This is a genomic window from Deferrisoma sp. (assembly GCF_054681715.1).
Genome location: NZ_BAAHFQ010000052.1, coordinates 1 through 21,720, shown reverse-complemented (window position 1 = coordinate 21,720; position 21,720 = coordinate 1). Strand labels below are relative to the sequence as shown.

Sequence of the window (21,720 nt, the reverse complement as noted above, 5' to 3'; positions counted from 1 at the left end):
GGCGAACCCCCCGGCGGATCCGGGTTCGCCGAGCACCACCAGGTCCTCGGTGCGGGGAGGCCGGAGCAGGGTGGGGGCGTCGGGCGACCGGGCCCGCACCCGGGCGAGCACCTCGGTCACCAGGCGGGCCGCGGGCTCGAGTTCGGCGCCCGTGACCCGGCGCTCGGTGTCCCAGCATCCGAGTTGGGTTCGCCGGCCGAGGAGCCCGTTGTGGGCGGCCCACACCAGGGGTTCGAGGGGGTCGTCGGATTCGCGCAGGAGGTCGTTGGCCTTCTGCTCCACGTTCGAGGGGCTCGCGTGGCCCCGGTAGAGCCGCCAGGGCGCGGCGCCGTCGGGCAGGGCCTCCCGGTAGAGGGTGAGATGGCTCTCCTCCAGCCCGGGGGTGACGAGCCGCAGGGTTTCCATCTTGTGGGGGGCCTTCCGGTACCGGATCTGGAGCCGCCGGCCCAGCACGGTGAGGTCCCGGGGGGTGATCCGCTGGGTTTCGCCGGCGTTGTCCAGCCGGGACCGGATGCGCTGGTAGGTGCGCAGGAAGAACCGATCGAGCTCCTCGGCGAGCTCCCGGACCCGTTCGAACTTCCAGGTGCGGAACTCGTTGAGGTGCCGGAGCCGGCGGGGCCCCCACCCCCAGGCCTGGGCGTAGCGGGTCATGGTGCCCAGGTCCCCGGGGTCCCGCTCGCAGGCCTTCAGCCGGTCGGGGTCCACCCGGACCCCGGCCTTCAGGTAGAAGCACCGGGCCAGGAGATCCTCGGTGGCCGGATCGCCCTGGTTGCGGTAGTGTTCCACCACGGCGTCGAACAGCACGCAGTAGGGATCCGGGGTTTCCCCGGCGTGGACCCGCCGTTTGACCTCCTCGCACAGGGGCTCGGGGGGGCCGCCCTCGGAGCAGAGGATCTTTTCGAGGAGCCCCAGCTTGAGCGCCGATTTGAAGGGCGCGTGCTCGCCCTTCACGATCTGCCACACCGTGGCGCCAAAGAGCTCTCCCAGGGGCACCCGGGCCACCGGCCCCAGATCAACGTAGGCGTCGGTGATGAGGGTGGGGTCGTCGAGGATCCGGGCGAGCTCGGCGGCGTAGCCGTCGGCGTCGAGCCCCGGGGGGAGCACCCACCACACGGGGAGCTTGCCGCCCAGGAGCACGTGGGTGCGGTAGAACTCCTCCTTGAGGATCGCGCCCATGGCCGAGCCGCATCCCTCGAGGTCGGTCTGGCCGAACCGGTTGGCCCGGATGTCGGCCGTGGACTGGAGGAACAGGTGAAACTCGGCCCCCGTGTGCCGGTTGAGCCAGGCCTCCACCTCCCGGACCTTCTGGCCGTAGGCTTCGACCGCCGACTCCGAAAGCGCCGGGCTGTGGCAGATCCACACGTCGAGATCGGACTCGCCCGTGAACCCGATGGACCCGGCGCTTCCCATCACGGCCACCAGGTCCACGGCGGGGCGGTAGAAGGCCCCGCGCTTGATGCGGGCTTCGGGAAACAGCCGCTTCGCGCGGCGAAGCGCCTCGGCCGAGGGGGAGTAGTCGGCGATTCCCACCGGGCACGCCGGGTCGTCCACGTGTCCGGGAAGACCCGCCTGGTTCACGTGGAGGAGCAGCGGCAGGAGATGGAGGGCCTCGGTCACCCGGTCGCCGGTCTGGGCCTGGAGCCGGGCGAGCCGCCGGCGCAGATGGGCCCGCGCCCGCTCCTCCCGCAGCGCCGCTTCTTCGGCAAGGGGGGTGGGGGTGTAAGCCTTTGCCGCGGATTCGCGTCTAAAGAGATGGTCGAGCAGTTTCGCCATCGCGGTTCTCCACAACGCGCACGGTTACCCTTTTCGGCCGCCCGGACGAAAAGGATGAGGGTGCGGAGGGGGAACCACGGAGGGCATGGAGGACACGGAGAAGAGGGTGTGAAAGCGATGGGGATGGAAGCTGCGGTAGGCCGCGGGGTGTGGACGGCTCGCAAGAGCCATAGCTTTCGCCTCGGCCGCCCGGTGGGCCTGGACCAAAGGACCGTAGATCGCCGACCGCCGACCGCGGACCGAAGTTGCTCGGAAGGGAACGGGAACAGGGACGCCGGGGTGGAGGGGCGAACCACGGAGGGCACGGAGGACACGGAGAGAATCGGGGTGAACGGGATCCATGTTGTGAGAGACGCGAACCGGGGAGCCCGCGGGGGGATGCGGCGCGGGCGGTTGGGCGGGATCGTGCTCGCAGCCGTGATGGCCCTGCTCGGGTTCGGGGGGCCGGCGGGGGGCATGGGGAAGGCCCCGGAGCCTCCGCCTTCTGCGACTTCGCTGGAGCTCGTCGCCCGGGCCGTGGAGGCGGGGGAGCTCGACCCGGACACGGCCGAGATGTACCGGGTCTTTGCCGTGGTCGGAGACGAGCGCCTTCCCGAGCGGTTCCGGGGCACGGAGCCCATCCGCGACGGCACGCCGGTGCTCCGCCACGCCCGGAGCCGGTTCGAGGAGCTCCGGCCCGAGGTGCAGGAGGCCCTGCGGCCCTACCTGTTCCCGAAGGAGAACCGATGAGGAAACCACTCTACGGGGCCCTGATCGCCCTCCTCGCCGTCGCACCGGTCTGGGCCGGTCCCGCGCCGGTGGCGGATCTGGCCGACCGGATCGACGCCATGGTGGCCCGGGGGGACGTTTCGCCCGACGAGGCCGAACTGTACTGGCTCTACGCGGTGCGGGCCCCTGAACGGTTGCCGGCCGGGCTCCGGGCGGGGCAGGCTGGGCACCGGGGCGCGCGGGCCACGGCGGAGGCCTCCGGACACGAGCCCTTCGCGCTCCGGTGCGGCACCCCGGTGCTGCGCTACGTCCGGGCGCGGCTCGAGCGTCTTCCTCCCGCGCTGCGCGCCGAGGCCGCGGAGCTCCTCGGCCGTGCCTCCGCAGGACGCGGGACGGCGTTCCGCACCGCCGCGGGGAAAACGGGCGCACCCGCTCTGGCCAACCGGCTCGTCACCGAGAACTTCTCCATCGAGTGGGGTCCCGACCTCACGAACGAGGACGGCTCCACGCCCGTGATCCGCGACCAGTTCGGCGACCCCGACATCCCCGACGTGGTCGAGCGCTGGGCCGCGTACTTCGAGGCGGCCTACGCGGCCGAGGTGGGCGAGATGGGCTACACCCACCCGGCCGTCGAGGCGACCCTGATCCCGGTGTACATCGGGAACTCGGATCCCAGCAAGTCGCTCGAGAACATCGCGTCCGGAACGTACGCCTACACCCAACCCGACGGCGTCCCCTACATCGTGGTGAACAACGACTTGAGCTTCGTGCCGCCGAACGGGGAGGGCTCGTCGGGCCTCGCCAAGATCCACGGCGCCATGAAGATCACGGCGGCCCACGAGCTCTTCCACGTGTTCCATTTCCTCTACGAACCGGACGCCTGGAACCCCACCGAGGACGACTGGTGGTTCGAGTGCTCATCCACCTGGATGGAGGACGAGGTGTTCGACGAGGTGAACGACTACTACCAGTATTTCAACCAGGCGTTCAGGCGGCAGGGTTGGGCGAATTTCCTGCACGAAGGCCTTCCGGTACGCTCGACCGATCCCTCCTACGTCACCCGCGCCTACGGTTCGGTGATCTTCGCCAAGTACCTCTCCGAGCACGTGGGGCGGCGGCAGGCGATGTTCGACGTGTGGGGCCGGATCCGGTTCGACGGGCAGCGGATCCTGGACGCCCTCGACGCCTTCGCCACGGCCAACGGGTTCGCCGGGCTCCCGGACCTGTTCCTGGGGTTCGTGGGCGCCACGGCGGTCATGGACTACGAGGAAGGCGCGAACTACGGGAGCGTGCCCCTTGCCGGAACGAGCCTAGAGTCGCTGAACTTCTTTGGGCTGGGCTATCTTGGCGCCCGCTACGAGGAGGAGACGCTGGCTGCAGGGGTGAGCACCTTTGCGTACGACACCCCCACCGAGTCCGGCTGGGGAGTTGCCACCGCCTACCGGGATCCGCTCACCGGGCGGTTCGTGTACGGCCGATCTCTCGCGGCTGCCGGCCGCGTGGAGGTGACCCTGGATCTCCCCCGGTCTGCCGAGGTCTACGTCGGGGCGGCTCGTTTGACCTCCGGGGAGGTCCCTGCCGAGCCTCCGGCAGCCGATGGGGGCGGCGGTGGAGGTGGGGGCGGCGGCGGATGCTTCCTCTCAATCCTCGGGTTTTGACGCCGGTTTCTTGAACCGGCAACCTCCGTTTGGGTAGAGTATGCGCGCCCCGGTTCGACGGGGCCGGCCTTGTGAAACCGGAAACGATCTGCCCGCACGGAGGCCCCCATGCCCCAGGTCCGACGGCGATGGCTCGCGGCGGTTCTCGCCGCTGTTTCGTGGATCGTCGCCGCGGCCGGGGCCCGGGCGGCCGAGGTGCTGTTCGTCTATCCCCCCCCGAACTCCCTCGTCACGGAATCGCCCGTCACCGTGCTCGGGTACGTGCTGGGCGATCCCGTGACCGAGCTCGCGGCCCGGGTGGTGCCCGAGGACCGCTCGGTGGAACCCACCCGCACCGACCTCTACCTGTTCAAGGGCAAGGTGTTCTCCGGCGCCCTGGAGCTCGCCCCCGGCCGGAACAACGTGGTGGTGGGCGCCACGGTGCTCCCGCTCCTCTACCGCCCCGGGTTCGAGGGCGAGGCCGAAGGGGAGTTCCGCCGGCCGAAGCCCCACGCCGGCGGCATCGAGTCGTGCAACCCCTGCCATGGGTTCTCCCGGGGGAGCCTGACCCTCAAGGCCCGCGTTCCCGACCTCTGCCTCGGGTGCCACAAGGTGGGCACCGAGTCGCTCCGGGCGGTGATCAAAAAGAACCGCCACACCGAGGAGATCACCCCGGACTGCCTGCGGTGCCACGACCCCCACGTGTCCTTCGAGCCCCAGTTGTTACGGGATCGCGAGCAGGCCTGCGCCTCGTGCCACGAGGGACAGAGCGGGCCGTCGCTCCATGCCGAGGCGGCCGCATCGCCCTGCGGCGCCTGCCACGACGCCCACGCGTCGGCCTACCCGGCCCTGCTTCGGGGGGAGGCCCTGGAACTCTGCGCCCGGTGCCACGCGGACGTGGCGGATCCGGACCGATACCCCCGCTCGTACCACCGGCCGGTGGACGACGGGAAGTGTTTCGACTGTCACCGGCCCCATGCCGGCGGGTACCCGTCGCTCCTCGTGGACGTGGCACCGGGGTTGTGCGGCCGGTGTCACGAGGAGGCGGGGGAAGAGGTGCACGGCGGGGAACTGGCCGAGTGCCGGATGTGTCACGAGCCTCACCTTTCGAAACAGCCCGACCTCCTGAAGGTCGGGGTGTCCGAGCGGTGCCTCGACTGCCACGGCCAACCGGGAAAGGGGAAATACCGCCATCCCGCGCTGGAGGATGGATGCGTCACCTGCCACAATCCCCACGATCCCAAGGGGCTCAAGGCGGCCGACAAGGTGTGCGGCCGGTGCCATGGGCTCCGGAAGGAGGGGTTCCGGGCGGTCCACGGGGAGCTCCCCATGAACGACGTGCGCCAGTGCACGTTTTGCCACGAGGCCCATGCGGGCGATTATCCTGGCCTGCTCCGGGGCAACGTGCACTACCCCTTGCAGAACGGCGGCTGCAACGCCTGCCACGAGGTTCGGGGGGGCCGGATCGAACTCCGGTACGAGGGCAGCAAGAACTGCACCCGGTGCCACGGCCAGATCACGGGCACCTCCCAGATCGTGGAGGTCGACAAGGTGCACAAGCCCGTGTACCAGATCGACTGCATCGCCTGCCACAACCCCCACCTGGGGGTGCGGGATAAGTTTCTCCTGGAGGAACCCGTGACCCTGTGCGGGTGGTGCCACGGCATCCTGCTGCGGGGGGTGAAGAACGTGCACGGCGTGTTCCAGAAGGGGACCTGTTACACCTGCCACCTGCCCCACATCAGCGATTTCCGGCCGCTCCTGAAGCGGCCCGAGCGGGCCCTGTGCGCGAGCTGCCACACGGGGGTCGTTCCGGAATCGCCGGCCGAGGAGCGGCTCCTCCACGGCGCGCTGAAGGACGGGCGCTGCACCGGGTGCCACAACCCCCACGGCACGAACACGGAAAAGCTCCTCAGGGGGAGCCGGGACCGCCTGTGCCGGGGCTGCCACCCCCAGGTGCTGGAATCGGCGCCGGGGAAACCCTACCGCTACGCCCACGGTCCGGTGGGGGCCGGAAACTGCACGGCGTGCCACACCCTCGCCCACCGGCACGAACGGGAGGGCGACCGGTTCCTGCGGGCCCGGGGCAGCGGGGTGTGCGCCCTGTGCCACGACACCCAGCCCGACCACGTGCCCCAGCGGTTCCGGGCCAAGATGAGCGAGGTGCGAAACGACTGCCTCGCCTGCCATCTGCCCCACGGCTCGGACAACCGGTTCATGATGCGGGAGGAGTATTACTAGGCGCGGACGTTGGGACGGTAGGACGTTGGGACGCGGGGAAGGTTACCCCAGCAAGGTCGAGAGTTTCTCCCGGCTGATCCGCAGGTAGTCCCGGTCCCGGGAGAAGACCTCCAGGGTGACCGTGTCGTCGTAGCCCACTTCCCGGAGGATGAGGGCGACCCGGCCGAAGTCGATGGCCCCGGCGCCGATGGGCAGGTGGTCGTCGTGGCGGCCGAAGTTGTCGCTCGCGTGGAGGTGCCGTAGCCGCGGCCCGCACGCCCGGGCGAGTTCCTCGAACCGCTCTCCGCCGAGGCTTCCCAGGTGGGCGTGGCCCACGTCGAGGGTGACCCCGAGGCCTGGGAACCGGGAAAAGAGCTCCTCGAAATCCCGGGCTCCCGCCAGGGTGTGGGAGCGGGGGAACAGGTTCTCCACGCACAAGGAGATCCCGAGTCGCTGCGCCTCGGCCCCGATCTCCCCCAGGCTCCGCCACCCTGCCCGGGCGGCCTCCTCCGGCACCCGGGGTCCGAGCCCCGTGGCCACCCCGGGATGCAGCACAACCTTCTCCGCCCCCAGGTCCCGCGCCACCCGCAGGGCTTCCACGGTCTCCTCCACCGAGGCCCGCCGCAGCCGCTCTGTGAGGTCCGCGGTGGAGACGAACGTGGGCAGGTGGCACACGAGCCCGAGGCCGTGGCGGTCGAGCAAGCGGCGAATATCGCCGGCCAGGCCACCGAGCCGCTCCGGCGTCGCCTGGGGCGGGTCCATGGCGAGCTCCACGTAGTCGAACCCCATCCGGCCCACGAGCTCGATCTCTTCGAGCACCGGCAGAAGGGGCGAGTTCATGGCGCCGTACCGCACGGGCCTACCCTCCCAGCGCCGTTTTGAGGTATTCGGGCACGGGGCAGGGCCGGCCCGTGGTGCGGTCGAGCACCACGTACACCTCGCGGCCCTCGGCCACCGTGCGGCCCGAGCCGGTTTCGGTGGCCCGCAGGACGAACGTGAACGAGGTGCGGCCGAACCGCTCCACCCCCACCTCGATCGCCAGTTCCTCCCCGAGCACCGCCGCCGACCGAAAATCGCACTCGGCTCGCACCAGGACCATGTCGTGGCCCCGCTCGGTCACGAGCGGGTAGGGCACGCCCCGGGCCTCCAGGAAATCGGTCACGGCGTCGTCGAAGTAGGCGAAGTAGTTCGCGTTGAACACGTGGCCCTGGCAGTCGGTGTCGCGGAACCGGACTTTCTGGCGGTGAACGAAGGGGTCGGGCATGGGGGCTCCTTTCGGGCTTGGCGGCTGGGCGGCTGGGCGGCCGGGCGGCTCGGCGGCTGGGCGGCGAGGCGGCGAAGCAGCCGAAATCCTCTCTTGAACCTGGGGGTATCGCCTGTCCCGACGGGGTGGGCCGGGCAAAGGTTCTCGAATCACTACGGGTTCTGGGCTTCCAGGTAACGTCGGTCACTGGTTACCGGTCACCGATCACCCGTCACCCGTCACCCGTCACCGGTCACCCGTCACCGGTCACCCGTCACCGGTCCATCCGTTCATACCCCGGCGGGCCATTGTGCGGCCGGAAGCGGGACGCTCCCATTGGGCCGTCGGGGGAGCAATCGCGCTTCAGGGGCTAGGCTTCGCCGGGGTTCTCTCCCCCTCCTTCCAGCGCGGCCAGGAGGACCCGATGTAAGTCGGCGACCCGGAAAGGTTTTGTGAGGAACGCCGCGCCCTCCTCCAGAAGCCCCTCGGCCCGGGCGAAGGACTCGGAGTATCCCGAGATGTACACGAGGGGGAGACCCGGAACCCGCTCCCGCAGGGCCGTTCCCACCTCCCGGCCGCTTCGCCCCTCGAGCACCAGGTCCACCACGGCCGCGTCCGGGGAGCGGCCGCCCAACGCCTCTAGCGCCGCCTCCCCCGAGGCGAATCCGACGGGGCGAAAGCCCTGGGACTCCAGGAACTCGCAGAGCATCTCCCGGACCGCCGGCTCGTCCTCCACCACCCAAACCTCGACCCCGGTGCACGCCGGGGTCTCCGGCGGCTCATCCGGTTCCGCTGCCTCCCCGGTTTGATCGGCAGGGTGCGCCTCCGGCAGGTAGAGCCGAACCGTCGTGCCGATCCCCGGTTCGCTGTATACGTGGACGTGCCCGCGGCTCTGCTTCACGAACCCGTGCACCGTGGAAAGCCCAAGCCCCGTGCCTTTTCCAACGGGTTTCGTGGTGAAGAAGGGCTCGAACACGTGGGGGAGCGCCTCGGAAGCGATGCCCTCGCCGGTGTCGGAGACCGTGATCCGGGCGTAAGGGCCGGGCTCCAGGTCCTGGTGGGCGCGGGCGTAGGCGGGCTCGAGCTCCACCCGGTCCACCTCCACGAGGAAGCGCCCGCCCCGGGGCATGGCGTCCCGGGCGTTGGTGGCCAGGTTGACCAGGGCCTCCTGGAGCCGTGCCGGATCGACCCGCACCCAGACGCTGCCCGGCTCGCACGCGACCCGGATCTCGATGTTCCTGGGTAGCAGGGGGCGGAGGAACTCCACCGCTTGGCGCACCTCGGCGCACAGATCCAGAGTGCGAGGCCGGAGCGGCTGTTGCCGCGAATAGGCCAGGAGCTGCCGGGCGATCTCGCCCCCCCGCTGGGCCGCCTGGGCGACGGCCCGAAAGCGCCTGCGGGCCGCCGGGTCGCTGGTCTCGAGCTCGCCCAGCTCCGCGTGGCCCAACACGGCGGCCAGGAGGTTGTTGAACTCATGGGGCACCCCGCCGGCCAGGCGGCCCACGGACCGGAGCCGGTCGGCCTGTTCGGCCCGGCGGCGGTTCTCCTCCCTCTCGGTGACGTCCCGGGCGTACACGAGCGCCGCCCGCCGGCCCTGGTATTCCATCGGGCCCGAAACGGCCTCCACGGCCCGCCGTTCCCCGCCGGGCCGGACCACCTGGTAGGCGCGGGGCAGGGCGCCCCTTCGGTCGGCCGCGACCTCCTCGAAACTCTGCCGAACCCGCTCCTGGTCGTCCTCCGCCACCAGTTCCTGGATGCGCCGGCTCAGGATCTCCTCCCGCGAGAGGCCAAGGAGCCGCTCGGTGGGCCGGTTCGCGTAGAGGATCTCCCCCGTTTCGAGATCGGCAACGAGCACGGCCTCCAGCGCGGTGTCGAGAAGCGCCCGGTAGCGCTCTTCCGAGGCCGTCGCCTCCTGGGTGCGCCTCCGCACCTCCCGCCGGAGCGACCGGTTCCAATAGACGAGGGCCCCGGCCGCCAGAAGGACGAGGGCCGCTCCCGCCGCGATCGCCCGTAGGACCGGCCGCCAGTCCGGGGGGGTGGCGAGGAGGGGCCTGCCGAACCATTTGGCCCGGAGCCGCTCGAGCGTCCCGTCGGCGGTGAGGCGCTCGAGGGCCTGGTCCACCCGGTCGCGCAGCGCGGCCCGGTGGCTGGGCAGGGCGATGACCCGCTCCCCGATCGGCACGGGCTCCCCGATGGTGCGCAGGCCCCGGAGCCCGAGCCTCTCGATGAGGTACGGGCCGGTGTGGCGGTTGCCCAGGTACGCGGTGACCTCCCCCGCCGCGAGGAGGCGCAGGGCCTCGGCCTGGTCGGGCACCGCCACGGCCACGGCCTCGGGGCAGCGCTCCCGGAGCACCCGGTGGCTGATGTCGTTTTCCTCCACGGCCACCGTGCGGCCCGCGAGGGCGGAGAGGTCGGGGATGCCGGTGGTGCCCTCCCGGACGAAGATCGCGAGCGCAAGGGGGAGGATCGGGGTTCGGGTGAGGGCGTAGCGCTCGGCCCGCGGGGGCGTGCGGGCCATGCACAGGAGGTCCACCTCGCCGCGGTCGAGGGCCCGCTGGGCCTCGGCCCAGACGTAGGGCCGAAACTCCAGGGGTTCCCCGAGTTCCCGGGCCACGGCTCGCAGAACCTCGGTGTTGAACCCCCGGGCCTCCCCGGCCTCCCACCACTCGTGGGGCGGGTAGTTTCGGTCCACCGCGGCCACCAGCGCCCCGGCCGGCGGGGCCACGGCCGCGAACACGAGGAGAGCGACGAGGAGGAGGCGGGCCCGCATCCAGGAGGCCTACTCGTCCGCCTCGTAGGGCTCGGTCTCCCGTGGTTTTGCCAGGGCCTCCTTGCCCAGGGCGAACCCGAGCTCCAGGGCCTTTCGGTTGGGCTCCTCGGTGCCGGGGGGCACCCGGGCGAGCACGGCGGCCTCCAGGGCCGGCAGCCCCACGATGCCGGTGGCCCCGGCCAGCACCCCGAGGGCCGCGATGTTGGCAAAGAGCTCCCGGCCCAGTTCCTGGCGCACGGTGCGCACGATGGGCACCACCAGGGCCGACGAGCTCGGCGGGGTGGGCACGAGGTCCGCGTCCACGATGAGCACGCCGTCGTATTTGAGGTCGTGGAAGTACTTGTCGCAGGCCTCCTGGGTCAGGGCAAGGAGGATGTCGAGGCGCTGGGCCTTGGGGTAGTGGATGGGCCCGTCGCTCACGATTACCTCGGCCTTGCTCGCCCCACCCCGGGCCTCGGGGCCGTAGCTCTGGGTCTGGACCACGTTCTTGCCCTCGTGGAGCCCCGCGGCCTCGGCCAGGATGATGCCGCCCGTGATGAGGCCCTGGCCGCCGGAGCCCGCCAGGCGCACTTCGGTTCGCATGGTTCTCTCTCCTTCTCGGGTCAGGGCTCGGCGCCGGTGCGGTCGATCTTCTCCTCTTCCACGGTGGGCTCCGGCAGGGCCGCCCGGGCGGTCTGGCGGATCTTCTCGTACTCCCGGGTGTACTCGGGGGCCTCCCGTTCCACCAGCACCCCGGTGATGATCTTGCCCGCGAGCTCCTCGGGCGACATCTCGGCCGCCTTCTTCACCGACACGGCGCGCTCCTTCTGCGAGCGCATCATGTCCACGGGCCCGCCCAGGCGGTTCCGGCGGCCGTAGGTGGTGGGGCACCCGGCGATCACCTCCACCACGGAGAATCCCGTATGGACGAACGCCTTCTGCAGGAGGTTTTCCAGCTCCTTCACGTGGTAGGTGGTGGTGCGGGCCACGAAGGTCGCCCCGGCCGCCTCGGCGAGCCGCGACACGTCGAAGGGCTGGTCGAGGTTCCCGTAGACCGTGGTGGTGGAGAGGGCGCCGGTGGGGGTGGCCGGGCTCACCTGGCCCCCGGTCATGCCGTAGATCTGGTTGTTCACGATGACGGCGGTCATGTCGATGTTGCGGCGGCACGCGTGGATGAAGTGATTGCCGCCGATCCCCACGGAGTCGCCGTCGCCCATGATGGCGATCACCTTGAGGTGGGGCCGGGCCAGCTTGACCCCGGTGGCGAAGGCGAGCGCCCGGCCGTGGACCGTGTGCAGGGTGTTGAAGTCCACGTACACCGGGGCCCGGCTCGAGCACCCGATGCCGCTGGCCAGCACCACGTCGTCCTTGGGCCAGCCCAGCCGGTCGATGGCCCGCAGCATACACCCCAGCACCACGCCGTTCCCGCAGCCCGGGCACCAGATGTGGGGGAATTTTTTCCCGTGGCGCAGGTAGTTCTGGATGATCTCTCGGTTCGAACGCTCCATCACAGCCACTCCCTGAGGCCCTTGGCGATCTCGGCCGGGGTGATGAGCTCGCCGTCGTTTCGGACGAGCTTGTGGACGTCGGCGCGGCCCCGGGCCACCCGGAGCACCTCCCGGTACACCTGGCCCCGGTTCATCTCGCACACCAGGAGCGCCTTCACCGTGCCGGGGCCCAGGAGCCGCTCGAAGGCGGCCCGGGGAAAGGGCCACAGGGTCTGAAGCCGCAGGAGCCCCGCCTTCTTGCCCTGGGCCCGGAGTTCCTCCACGGCCTCCCGGGCGCTTCGGGCCACCGACCCGTAGGCCACCACCACGGCCTCGGCGTCGTCGAGGAGGACGTCCTCCGTGACGCAGATCTCCCGGAACCCGCGCTCGATCTTACGGAACAGGCGGTTCATACCCTGGACGATCTCGGTCTTTTGCTGGGTGGGGAACCCCATCCGGTCGTGCACGAGCCCGGTCACGTGGTAGCGGTACCCGTCGCCGAAGGCGGCCATGGGGGGCACGCCGGTGTTCGTCTCGTCGTAGGGGGCGTACCACTCGGGGGGCATGCTCGGGCGGATCCGGTCCACCCGCTCCACGGCGCCGCGGGCCGGCAGCCGGACCTTCTCGCGCATGTGGCCCACCACCTCGTCGAGCAGAAGGATCACCGGGTTTCGGTACTTCTCGCTCAGGTTGAAGGCCCGCACCGTCTGGTCGAAGGCTTCCCGCACCGAGGAGGCCGTGAGCACGATGATCGGGTGGTCGCCGTGGGTGCCCCACCGGGACTGCATCACGTCGCCCTGGGAGGGGCTCGTGGGAAGCCCGGTGGAGGGGCCGCCCCGCATCACGTCCACGATCACCACGGGAATCTCGGCGATGCACCCGTACCCGATGAGCTCCTGCATCAGGCTGAACCCGGGCCCCGAGGTGGCGGTCATGGCCTTGGCGCCGGCCAGGCTCGCCCCCAGGCAGGCCGCGAGGCTCGCGATCTCGTCCTCCATCTGGATGAAGGTGCCGCCCACGGCCGGCAGCCGGGCGGCCAGCCCCTCGGCGATCTCGGTGGAGGGGGTGATGGGGTAACCCGCGTAGAACGTGCATCCCACCGCGAGCGCCGCCTCCACCACCGCCTCGTTGCCCTGGAGCAGGAGCTCCCGGGATCCCTTGGGCCTCATGACCGGTCCTCCTTGTCCTTCACGGTGATGGCGAAATCGGGGCATCGCAGCTCACACATGTGGCACCGGATGCAGTCCTCGGGCCGGGCGGGCACCGGGTGGCCGTCGGGGCCCCGCTCCAGCACGTTCTTGGGGCAAAAGGCGATGCAGATACCGCACTTCTTGCACCACGCGTTGTACACGGTGATGGGGTTTTCCCCCGGCGGGGCGGCCGGCTTGGCCGCCGGGGCTGCCTTACTCATGGGAGTCCTCCGTGAGGCAAGCTGGAAGGCTGGGAGGCCGGAAAGGGAGAAGGGAAAGAATCTTTTAGCGTAAGCAGCATTCGTTCACCTCGGTTTGCGGCCGGGTTCAAGCGGTCAGGTCCGCGCACAGGCGGCCGAGCCCCAGGAGGGCCGCCCCCCGCCAGGCGGCCTCCAGGACGAGGCCCGGCCGGAGGGTCTCGAGGGTCCGCTCGGCCAGGTACTCCCCGGCGCACCGCTCCAGGGAGAAGCCCGGGTGGAGCAGGCGGGCCGTTCCCTCGATGGACAGGAGCGCCTTCACGAGAAGCGCATGGCGGTGGGGGAACCGCACCCCGGCCCGCCGGGCCGCCCCGAGGAGGCCCAGGCCCATGGCCGCGAGTTCCACCTCCTCGAGGCGCGGTCGCAGGGCGGCGCCGAGGACCCGGTCCACTTCCTCCACGAACGACGCCCGGCGCTCGCGGGGTACCCGAACGCCCAGGCGCTCCAGGCTCCGCAGGGCGAGCCCGGCATCCCGGGCCAAAAGGCCCACCAGCACCCCCAGAGCCGCCCGGCGCTCCCCCGGTCCGAGCCGGCCCCGGAGCCCGAAATCCACGTACCCGATCTCGCCGGCGGGGGTGATCAAAAGGTTCGCCGGGTGGAGGTCGGCGTGGAACAATCCCAGTTCCAGGACCTGCCGGAAGAACGCCCTTGCGCCCGTCTCCGCCAGGTCCCGATACTCCGGGTGCCGGCGGGCTTCGGGAGCCGAGAGCTTGTGACCCTCGATCCACTCGGCCGAAAGCACCCTGCGGGCCGTGCCGGGCCAGTACACCTCGGGGATCCGGATCCGGGGTTCGTCCCGCAGCCCCCGGGCCAGCTCGCAGGCGGTTTCCCCCTCGGACCGAAGGTCGAGCTCTGCCCGGGCGGCCCGCTCGAGTTCCCCCCACAGGGCGTCGGCGTCCACGCGGCCCCGCAGGGCCGGGCAGAGCCCAAGAACGGGCGCCAACCGCCGCGCGAGCCGCAGGTTCCGGAGAACCCTCTCCTCCACCCCGGGCCGGAGCACCTTGACCGCGAGGGGCCTCCCGTCGGGGGTTTCCGCCCGGTGCACCTGGGCCACCGAGGCGCTGGCCACCGGTTGCGGAACGACCCGGCGGAAGACCGCCCCGGCGCCGGGACCGAGGGCGCGCTCGATCTCGGCCCGAACGTGGCCCCAGGGTACCGGAACGGCGCGATCTTGCAACGCCTCGAGTTCCCGCCGGAGGGAATCGGGCACCAGGTCGGGCCGCACCGACAGCACCTGGCCCAGCTTCACGAACCCGGGCCCCGCCCGTTCCAGGAACCGCCGAACCACCCGGGCCCAGGGCGGGCCCTTACGGGTTTCCATCCCCCATCCGGTCGAGGCGCTCCTCCAGGGCCCGGAGCCGCTCCCGCAGTTCCCGGATTTCGTCCCGGAGATCCCGCGCCTCCTCGGGGCCCAGGAACCCCAACGCCCGGATCTGGTTCGCCGCCATGCGGCCCACCACGCCCTTGAGAAGCTCCTTTTCCCGGTCCACGGCCAGGAGGAACCGCTCGTATTCGTCCCGGACGTCCTCGGGCGTCTCCCGGGCCCGGCGGATCGCGTCGCGGATCCAGTCGTCGGCCTTCTCGTGCAGCAGGAGCCACAGGCCGAAAAAGGCGAGGCTCCCCTTCCCACCCGGGGTTTCGGACATGGAATCGGTCTCCGGTCGACGGTCTGCGGTCGCTATTACTCCGGCGGCCAAACAGGTATGGTCGGGGGCATGGGGCCTGCTGGAGCGCCAGGCGTGGCTCCTACAGTGACCGGATGCCGCACTCACGCACGGCCGGAAGCAGGCCCCATGCCCCCCGATCTCGTTGCGCGCCTCTATTCGCGCCGGGTTTCTCTAAACCGGCCGGGCGGCCAAACTCCCTCAACCTCTCCGTGTCCTCCGTGCCCTCCGTGGTTCAACCCGAGCCGGTCCCGGCCTCCCCTTGCGGGGGCGCCGGTGGAAGCTCGATCCAGAACCGGCTGCCCCGGCCGCCCGGGCCCTCCCCGACCCCGGCCCGGCCGCCGTGGGCCCGGGCCACGGCGGCCACCACGAAGAGGCCCAGGCCGGTTCCCCGCTCGTCCCATCCGCGAAACGGCCGGAACACCTCACCGCGGCGTTCCGGCGGGACCCCCGGGCCCTCGTCGCGGACCTCGATCCGAAGCCCCCCGCCGGGGGTACCCCGGGCCTCGAGGGTCACCGGGCTTCCCCGCGGGGCGTGCTTGAGGGCGTTGTCCACGAGGTTCCCAACGGCCCGCTCCACCATCATGGGATCCGCCCGGACGGTCGGGGGTGCCGGTTCGCCGACCTCTAACCGGATGGCGATGTCCCGCATCCGGGCCTGGGGCCCAAAGGTCCGGGCCAGGCGCTCGACGGCGGCGACGGCGTCGAACGGGCGGGGCGAGGGGGCAAGCGTCCCGGCCTTCGCCCGCCCCTCGAGCACCAGGGTTTCGGCGAGATGCATCACCCGCTCCAGGGAGAACCGGGCGAGCGACAGGATCTCGCCCGGCTCGGCCTCCGGGGTCTCCGGGCTGGCCAGGAGGTCCAGGAAGCCCCGGACCGATCCGAGCTGCCCCCGGATGTCGTGGCTCAGGGCCGAGAGGAAAAGCCGCCGGTCCCGGGCCTCGCGGTCCAGGAGAAAGAGGAGGTCGTTCACGGTCTCGGCCAGGGCCCCGATCTCGCCGGCCGTGGCCTCCCGGTACACCGGGCATTCGGCGCACGTCGGAAACCGGCACGGCCGGTCGGCCTCGGCCCCGCCCCGGATCCGCCAGCACCGCTCGTCGGTGCGGCCCCGGGCCTCGCAGGTCTCGTCAGGGCAGATAAGGCGCTCCCAGCAGGCCGGGGCCTCGGGATTGGGGAACCGCTGGCCGTACTCCCCCCGCTCCACCACCCCCCGCAGGATCTCCCGGGCCGTCGTCACCGCCCGGGCCAGCCGGTCCCGGTGGGCCTGAAGCTCGATCTGGGTTCCCGCGAGGTCGCGCCGCAGGCGGTCTTTTTCCTCCTCCACCACCCTCTGGAACGCGGCGGTTTGGCGGTGGAACCAGGTGGCCACGGCGAGGCCCGCGAACAGCACCGTGTTGAGGGCCCCCGTGTAGGGGTAGAGCCCCTCGGCCGCCGGCCAGCGCGCGGCCAGCACCGGCACGCCCACGTGAGAAACCACGCGGGCCATGGCAACCAGGGCTATGAGTCCTCCGAACCACCGAAGGTACACGCCGTCCACCGTGCGGGGAAGGCGCCTCGTCTCCCGGTGGAAGAGCACCGCGAGGGCCAACACCGTAAGGGCCCCAATACGATCCACCCCCGCTGCGAAAAGATCGCTCACGCCCGGTTCTCCCTCACCCGGGCCCGGATTCCCCTCCAGAGCAGGAAAAGTGCCGGAACCAGGATCAGGTGATCCCGGGCCCAGACCGGATACCCGGGAAGGAGGTGGCTCGTGAAGGCCCACAGGCTCCAGACCCCGAACAGGCCGGCGCCCCAGGCCAGGAGTCGGCCGCCTGCGGCCCCGTTCCGCCGGGCCTGGAGCGCGAACTGGGCCAGGGCGAGGGCCAGGGCGAGGTGGGCGATCTCGTGGGCCACGAGCCCCTCGCCGGAGTGCCGCTGCACGGCCCACGCGGTGCCGGGGAACGTGAGGAAGGATATGAGGACAAAGACGAAGGGGCGCATGTCGGGTCCCGTGGGAGAAGATGCGGGATTCGTACCACAGAACCTCGCGAAAACGCCAGACGGGGCCGGGCGATGCGGGAACGGGGGGCTCAAGTTTTCGGGGAAACCGCCGAACAGAAGAAAGGTCCGCACATCGAATCCGCTAGGGAGACGCGTTCCATGGATCTGGCAACCATCATCGGCCTGGCATCGGGAACGGTGCTGATCGTCGCGGCCATCGTGATCGGCGGGGCGCCGCTGGCGTTCGTGGACATCCCCTCGGTGCTCATCGTGGTGGGCGGCGTGATCGCGGTGACCTTCATCATGTTCCCGATGCGCACCGTGATCGGTGCCGTCAAGGTGGCGGTCAAGGCGTTCAAGGAGGACACCTGGAACCTCGACGAGATCATCGACCAGATGGTGAGCCTGTCGCGCCTGGCCCGCACCAACGGCATCCTGGCCCTGGAGGACGCCGAAAAGGAGATCACCAATCCGTTCCTCAAGAAGGGGATCCAGCTCGCCGTGGACGGCAACGAGGAGGAGCTCATCCGGTTCATCATGTCCACCGACGTGAGCTTCACCCAGGAGCGCCACGCCATCGGCCAGAAGGTGTTCAAGCAGATGGGGGCCATGGGGCCGGCGTTCGGGATGATCGGCACCTTGATCGGGCTGGTGCAGATGCTCCGCTCCCTCGACGATCCTTCGTCCATCGGGCCGTCCATGGCGGTGGCGCTCCTCACGACCCTCTACGGGGCCCTGATCGCGAACCTCGTGTGCCTGCCCATCGCCAACAAACTCGAGTACCGGAGCAAGGAGGAGGCGCTGGCAAAGCAGGTGATCACCGAGGGGATCATCTCGATCATGCAGGGCGCGAACCCCAAAGTGCTGAAGGACAAGCTCGAGGCCTTCATCGCCCCGACCATGCGGAAGGAAAAACGCGACGGCGGCGGTGGCGGCGAGGCGGCCGGGGAGGCGGCCTAGATGGACGAACTCCTGAACAAGGGGCCCCAGGAAGAGGCCGAGGAGGGGGCGCCGGCGTGGATGGCGACCTTCGCCGACATGTCCACCCTGCTCCTCACGTTCTTCGTTCTCCTGCTCTCCTTTGCCAACATGGACGCCCAGAAGTTTCGGGAGATGCTCGGGAGCGTCAAGGACGCCTTCGGGGTGCAGAAGGAAACCTGGGGCGACTACATGGCCCGGTCCGAAAGCCCCATCGAGCAGATGCTCCAGCAGACCCTGGAGGGCGAGGGCCAGGGCCAGTCCGAGGAGCAGGGCATGTCGATGCAGCAGTTCCTGAGCATCGTGCAGGCCCTGTTCCAGGAGCTGGGGGGCGCGGCCGAGGTGACCATGGACGAGGAGGGGGTCACCGTGCGGGTCGAGGGGAAGCTCCTCTTCCCGTCGGGTTCGGCCGAGCTCAAGCCCGAGGCCGCGGCCGTGCTGGACCGGATCGCCGCCCTCATCAAGAAGTACACTTTCGATCTGTACATCCTGGGCCACACCGACTCGGTGCCGATCCACACCGAGCGGTTCCCCTCCAACTGGGAGCTCAGTTCCGCCCGGGCCACGGCGGCGCTGCGATACCTCGTGGAGCGCGGCGCCGACCCGGCCCGGCTCGTGGCCGTGGGGTTCGCCGACAGCCGGCCCATCGCCCCCAACGACACCCCCGCGGGCCGGGCCCGGAACCGCCGGGTGGAGTTCGTGTTCAAGAGCCCCGAGGCCCTGCCCCAGGGCGGGTACCGGCCGGCGAGGCCGTAAACGAAGGTTCGGCGGCTGGGCGGCTGGGAGGCTGGGCGGCGAGGCGGCTAGTGGTCCGTCTCACAAAAAAGCATGCACATTGCGGCGGAGGGGCTGGGGGTCCGACGAAGCGCGACGGCCGAGCAGCTTGGGCCGCCCGGCGCCAGGGGAGCGGCCGCGGCGCGTGCCCTCACGCGCCGCAGCGGACCGCGCCGAGGCGGCCCCTGCGAGGCCGTTCAGCAAAGGAGGGGCCCCAGCCCCACCCCGTGGAAATACTACGGGATTTCGGGAACGTCTCGCTAGAAAGCAAGGCAGCATTGGGGCGAGCCGTGTCCGCCGGTCACCCCCGCTTTCGGTAGATCCTGAGTTGCGCGTCCCAGGGCTCGAACCGATCGGCCCCCAGACCCAGGAGCGTCTCGCTGGTGCCAAGGACCAGGGCGCCCCCCGGCTGGAGCGCCCGGGCCAGGTGCTCCAGCACCCAGGTCTGGACCGGCCGGCGGAGGTAGATGAGCACGTTCCGGCAGGCCACGAGATCCTGCTCCTCGGGGTAGGTGGCCGGGTCCAGGAGGTCCCCGGCCCGAAACCGCACCCGGGCCCGTACCTCGGGGAGGACCCGCCACCGGCCCTGCCCGGCCGGCTCGAGGACCCTGGAGCGCTGCGCCTCCGAAAGGCCCTCCACCTCCCGTTCCCCGTACTCCCCGGTCCGGGCCTGGGCCAGGGCTCCTTCGTCCCGGTCGGTGCCCAGCACCTCGAACGGGCAGCCGGGAGGAAGCGCCCCGAGGGCCGTGGCCGCCAAGGAGAAGGCCTCCTGGCCCCGGGAGCACCCGAGGCTCCAGAACCGGAGCGGCACGCCGGGGGGCTTGGGGGCGGCGAGCTCCGGCAAGAGCCGGCCCAGGGCCGCGAAGGCCGCGGGGTCGCGGAAGAACCCGGAGACCGCGACGCTCAGGCTCCGGGCGAAGCGCCGCGCCTCCCCGGGGTTCGCGGCCGCGAACGCGGCGTAGGCCTCCGGGTCCGGCAGGGCGAGCGCCTTGCACCGGGCCCGCACCCGCCGCACGATCGCCGTTTCCTTGTAGGCCCGGAGCTCTAAGCCGGTTTCCCGTTCCACGGCCTCGGCGAGCCGCCGGAACCAGGCCAGATCGTCCCAGGGGTGGGGGAACCGGGGGAGGGAAGGCATGGCGGGTGGGTCACCGCGACCGGAAGTGGTCGTGCCCGGCCCGGCGGGGCGCCCAGGGAGCGCCGCGGTCGAGGACCCGAACGCCGAGATCGGGGGTGACCCGGCCGATCCGCCACACGGGGGTGGCGGCGGCTCGGGCTAGGGTTTCCACCGCCCTCCGTTGCCCCGGGGGAGCGGAGAACAGAAGTTCGTAGTCCTCGCCTCCCCCGAACACCCACTCCCGGGGGTCAGCACCCAGAACCCCAGCGGCCCGCCCGAGATCCGCCGGGACCGGCACCCGCTCGGCCCACACCTCGGCGCCCACGCCGCTCGCCCGGGCCAGGTGCCCGAGATCCTGGAGGAGCCCGTCCGAGACGTCGATCAGGGCCGAGGCCGCCCCGGTGTCCCCCAAGGCCCGTCCCAACGCGAGCCGGGGCTCGGGCCGAAGGTGCCGGAGTACGAGGTCGGGAAACAGGGCTTCCCGGCCGGACTGGAGGAGTGCAAGCCCGGCCGCACTCTCCCCCGGGAACCCGGTCACGTAGAGATCTTCCCCCGGCCGGGCGCCGGACCGGAGGATCGGGTTCCGGGCCCGCCCCAGGAGGGCGAGCGAGAGGGTGAGGTCCCGGGCGGCCGTGGTATCGCCTCCGGCGAGGAAGCACCCGAACGTCCGGGCCGCGTCGCGGAGCCCCCGGTAGAACGCCTCGATCCAGGACACGGGAAGGTCGGGCGGGGCCGAAAGGGTCAGGGTGAAGGCCCAGGGGGTGCCGCCCATGGCGGCCACGTCGCTCGCGTTCACGGCCAGGGTCTTCCACCCCAGGTCCTCGGGCCGACCCCACTGCAGACGGAAGTGGACGCCCTCGACCAGGGCGTCGGCCGTGAACAGAAGAACGCCGTCCCCCAGGGGGAGGACGGCGGTGTCGTCGCCGGGGCCCCCGGCCGGGCCGGCCGAAAGGAGGCCCAACCGGTCCAGGAGGCCGAACTCCCCTAGATCCGCGAGCCTCACGGGGCGGCGGCCTCCCGGGGTGGGGCCTCCTCGGCGGGGGGCTTGAGGGCCAGGTCGATCACCTCGTCCATGGTCTTCACCAGGTGGAACGTGAGGGCCCGGCGGACCTTGGGTGGCAGGTCCTCCAGATCTTTCTCGTTTCGCTCGGGAAGGATCACGGCCTTGAGCCCGGCGCGCATGGCCGCCAGGCATTTCTCCTTGATTCCGCCCACCGGGAGCACCCGGCCCCGCAGAGTGATCTCGCCGGTCATGCCCACGGTGTGGTCCACCGGCCGGCCGGTCATCACGCTCAGTAGGGCCACGGCCATGGTGATCCCGGCCGAGGGGCCGTCTTTGGGGATGGCCCCGGCGGGCACGTGAATGTGGACCTCCCGCTGGTCGAAGAAGTCCTCGGGCACCCCGAGGTCGGCTGCCTTGCTCCGGGCGTAGGAAAGGGCCGCCTGGGCCGACTCCTTCATCACGTCGCCGAGCTGGCCCGTGAGAATCAGCTTGGGCGACCCCTTCATGGTGGTGACCTCGATGTGGAGGATGTCGCCGCCGCTCTGGGTCCAGGCGAGCCCCGTCGCCACCCCCACGAGGTCGTCCTCCACCTCGGCCTCGGGCAAGAACCGCGGCGGGCCCAGGTACCGGTGGAGGTTCCGGCGGGTGATCCGGTGCTTTGTGGCCTGGCCCTCGGCCACGCGCCGGGCAACCTTCCGGCACAGGTTCGCGATCTCCCGCTCGAGGTTTCGCAGGCCTGCCTCCCGGGTGTACTGGTCGATCACCATGCCGAGGGCCTCGTCCGAGATCTCCAGATGCTCCTCGGTGAGCCCGTGCTCGGCCATCTGACGGGGGATCAGGTGCCGGCGGGCGATCTCGAGCTTCTCCTCCCGGGTGTAGCCCGACAGCCGGATCACCTCCATCCGGTCCAGGAGCGCCGGCGGGATCGGGTCGATCAGGTTCG

The 21,720-nt window shown here is 71.1% G+C and carries 20 protein-coding genes; 5 read left to right on the top strand and 15 right to left on the bottom strand.

The features are described 5' to 3' along the window. A partial coding sequence (locus ACY0I8_RS09295) for a class I adenylate cyclase (RefSeq protein WP_461394499.1) occupies positions 1-1,773 on the bottom strand: 1,773 nt, incomplete at its 3' end. Positions 1,774-2,151: 378 nt separating this feature from the next. Here ACY0I8_RS09295 and ACY0I8_RS09290 point away from each other — a divergent pair. The 3 genes from ACY0I8_RS09290 to ACY0I8_RS09280 all read left to right on the top strand — a co-directional run bounded on the left by ACY0I8_RS09290 (position 2,152) and on the right by ACY0I8_RS09280 (position 6,359). Next, positions 2,152-2,502, top strand: a complete 351-nt coding sequence (locus ACY0I8_RS09290; RefSeq protein ID WP_461394498.1) for a hypothetical protein — start codon at positions 2,152-2,154, stop codon at positions 2,500-2,502. Continuing rightward, on the top strand, positions 2,499-4,139 hold the full coding sequence (locus ACY0I8_RS09285) for a hypothetical protein (protein ID WP_461394497.1): 1,641 nt from the start codon (positions 2,499-2,501) through the stop codon (positions 4,137-4,139). Before ACY0I8_RS09290 ends, ACY0I8_RS09285 begins: the two co-directional genes overlap by 4 nt. 108 nt (positions 4,140-4,247) lie before the next feature. After that, on the top strand, positions 4,248-6,359 hold the full coding sequence (locus tag ACY0I8_RS09280; protein WP_461394496.1) for a cytochrome c3 family protein: 2,112 nt from the start codon (positions 4,248-4,250) through the stop codon (positions 6,357-6,359). A gap of 42 nt (positions 6,360-6,401) precedes the next feature. Here the strand turns inward: ACY0I8_RS09280 and ACY0I8_RS09275 are convergent, their stop codons facing one another. From ACY0I8_RS09275 to ACY0I8_RS09225, 11 genes are all read right to left on the bottom strand, one after another. Beyond that, positions 6,402-7,193: a sugar phosphate isomerase/epimerase family protein gene (locus ACY0I8_RS09275; RefSeq protein ID WP_461394495.1), complete on the bottom strand. Its 792-nt coding sequence runs from the start codon at positions 7,191-7,193 to the stop codon at positions 6,402-6,404. A gap of 4 nt (positions 7,194-7,197) precedes the next feature. After that, a complete protein-coding gene (locus tag ACY0I8_RS09270; RefSeq protein WP_461394494.1) occupies positions 7,198-7,602 on the bottom strand; it encodes an acyl-CoA thioesterase in 405 nt (134 codons plus the stop codon). A 349-nt stretch (positions 7,603-7,951) separates the two neighbouring features. Then, on the bottom strand, positions 7,952-10,351 hold the full coding sequence (locus ACY0I8_RS09265) for a transporter substrate-binding domain-containing protein (protein WP_461394493.1): 2,400 nt from the start codon (positions 10,349-10,351) through the stop codon (positions 7,952-7,954). A 9-nt stretch (positions 10,352-10,360) separates the two neighbouring features. After that, entirely contained in the window at positions 10,361-10,933 is a 573-nt protein-coding gene (locus ACY0I8_RS09260; protein ID WP_461394492.1) for a 2-oxoacid:acceptor oxidoreductase family protein, read from the bottom strand. Between the two features lie 20 nt (positions 10,934-10,953). Next, positions 10,954-11,838, bottom strand: a complete 885-nt coding sequence (locus ACY0I8_RS09255) for a 2-oxoacid:ferredoxin oxidoreductase subunit beta (RefSeq protein WP_461394491.1) — start codon at positions 11,836-11,838, stop codon at positions 10,954-10,956. Beyond that, positions 11,838-12,986, bottom strand: coding sequence for a 2-oxoacid:acceptor oxidoreductase subunit alpha (locus ACY0I8_RS09250; RefSeq protein WP_461394490.1), 1,149 nt, complete (start codon positions 12,984-12,986; stop codon positions 11,838-11,840). The genes ACY0I8_RS09255 and ACY0I8_RS09250 overlap by 1 nt, the downstream gene beginning before the upstream one ends. Further along, the gene (locus ACY0I8_RS09245; protein ID WP_461394489.1) at positions 12,983-13,228 is read right to left on the bottom strand and encodes a 4Fe-4S dicluster domain-containing protein; all 246 of its coding nucleotides are present in this window, start codon (positions 13,226-13,228) and stop codon (positions 12,983-12,985) included. The genes ACY0I8_RS09250 and ACY0I8_RS09245 overlap by 4 nt, the downstream gene beginning before the upstream one ends. Before the next feature lie 106 nt (positions 13,229-13,334). Further along, positions 13,335-14,585: an ABC1 kinase family protein gene (locus ACY0I8_RS09240; protein ID WP_461394488.1), complete on the bottom strand. Its 1,251-nt coding sequence runs from the start codon at positions 14,583-14,585 to the stop codon at positions 13,335-13,337. Next, positions 14,572-14,910, bottom strand: a complete 339-nt coding sequence (locus ACY0I8_RS09235; protein ID WP_459942029.1) for a hypothetical protein — start codon at positions 14,908-14,910, stop codon at positions 14,572-14,574. Before ACY0I8_RS09235 ends, ACY0I8_RS09240 begins: the two co-directional genes overlap by 14 nt. Before the next feature lie 253 nt (positions 14,911-15,163). Further along, positions 15,164-16,567, bottom strand: a complete 1,404-nt coding sequence (locus tag ACY0I8_RS09230; RefSeq protein ID WP_461394487.1) for a sensor histidine kinase — start codon at positions 16,565-16,567, stop codon at positions 15,164-15,166. Next, a complete protein-coding gene (locus ACY0I8_RS09225; RefSeq protein ID WP_461394486.1) occupies positions 16,564-16,908 on the bottom strand; it encodes a hypothetical protein in 345 nt (114 codons plus the stop codon). The genes ACY0I8_RS09230 and ACY0I8_RS09225 overlap by 4 nt, the downstream gene beginning before the upstream one ends. Before the next feature lie 159 nt (positions 16,909-17,067). Between ACY0I8_RS09225 and ACY0I8_RS09220 the strand changes: the two genes are divergently transcribed. Both ACY0I8_RS09220 and ACY0I8_RS09215 read left to right on the top strand, forming a co-directional pair. Beyond that, positions 17,068-17,868 (top strand): motility protein A, encoded by an 801-nt coding sequence (locus ACY0I8_RS09220; RefSeq protein ID WP_459942032.1) that lies wholly within the window; start codon positions 17,068-17,070, stop codon positions 17,866-17,868. Then, positions 17,869-18,642 (top strand): OmpA family protein, encoded by a 774-nt coding sequence (locus tag ACY0I8_RS09215; RefSeq protein ID WP_461394485.1) that lies wholly within the window; start codon positions 17,869-17,871, stop codon positions 18,640-18,642. Positions 18,643-18,961: 319 nt separating this feature from the next. On the opposite strand, the gene ACY0I8_RS09210 is transcribed toward ACY0I8_RS09215, so the two are convergent. The 3 genes from ACY0I8_RS09210 to ACY0I8_RS09200 form a co-directional block, all read right to left on the bottom strand. Next, the gene (locus tag ACY0I8_RS09210; RefSeq protein ID WP_461394484.1) at positions 18,962-19,795 is read right to left on the bottom strand and encodes a CheR family methyltransferase; all 834 of its coding nucleotides are present in this window, start codon (positions 19,793-19,795) and stop codon (positions 18,962-18,964) included. 10 nt (positions 19,796-19,805) lie between these two features. Next, positions 19,806-20,777, bottom strand: a complete 972-nt coding sequence (thiL, locus tag ACY0I8_RS09205) for a thiamine-phosphate kinase (protein ID WP_461394483.1) — start codon at positions 20,775-20,777, stop codon at positions 19,806-19,808. Further along, positions 20,774-21,720: S16 family serine protease (locus ACY0I8_RS09200; RefSeq protein WP_461394482.1), on the bottom strand; the 947-nt coding region annotated here is incomplete at its 5' end. The genes ACY0I8_RS09200 and thiL, both read right to left, overlap by 4 nt.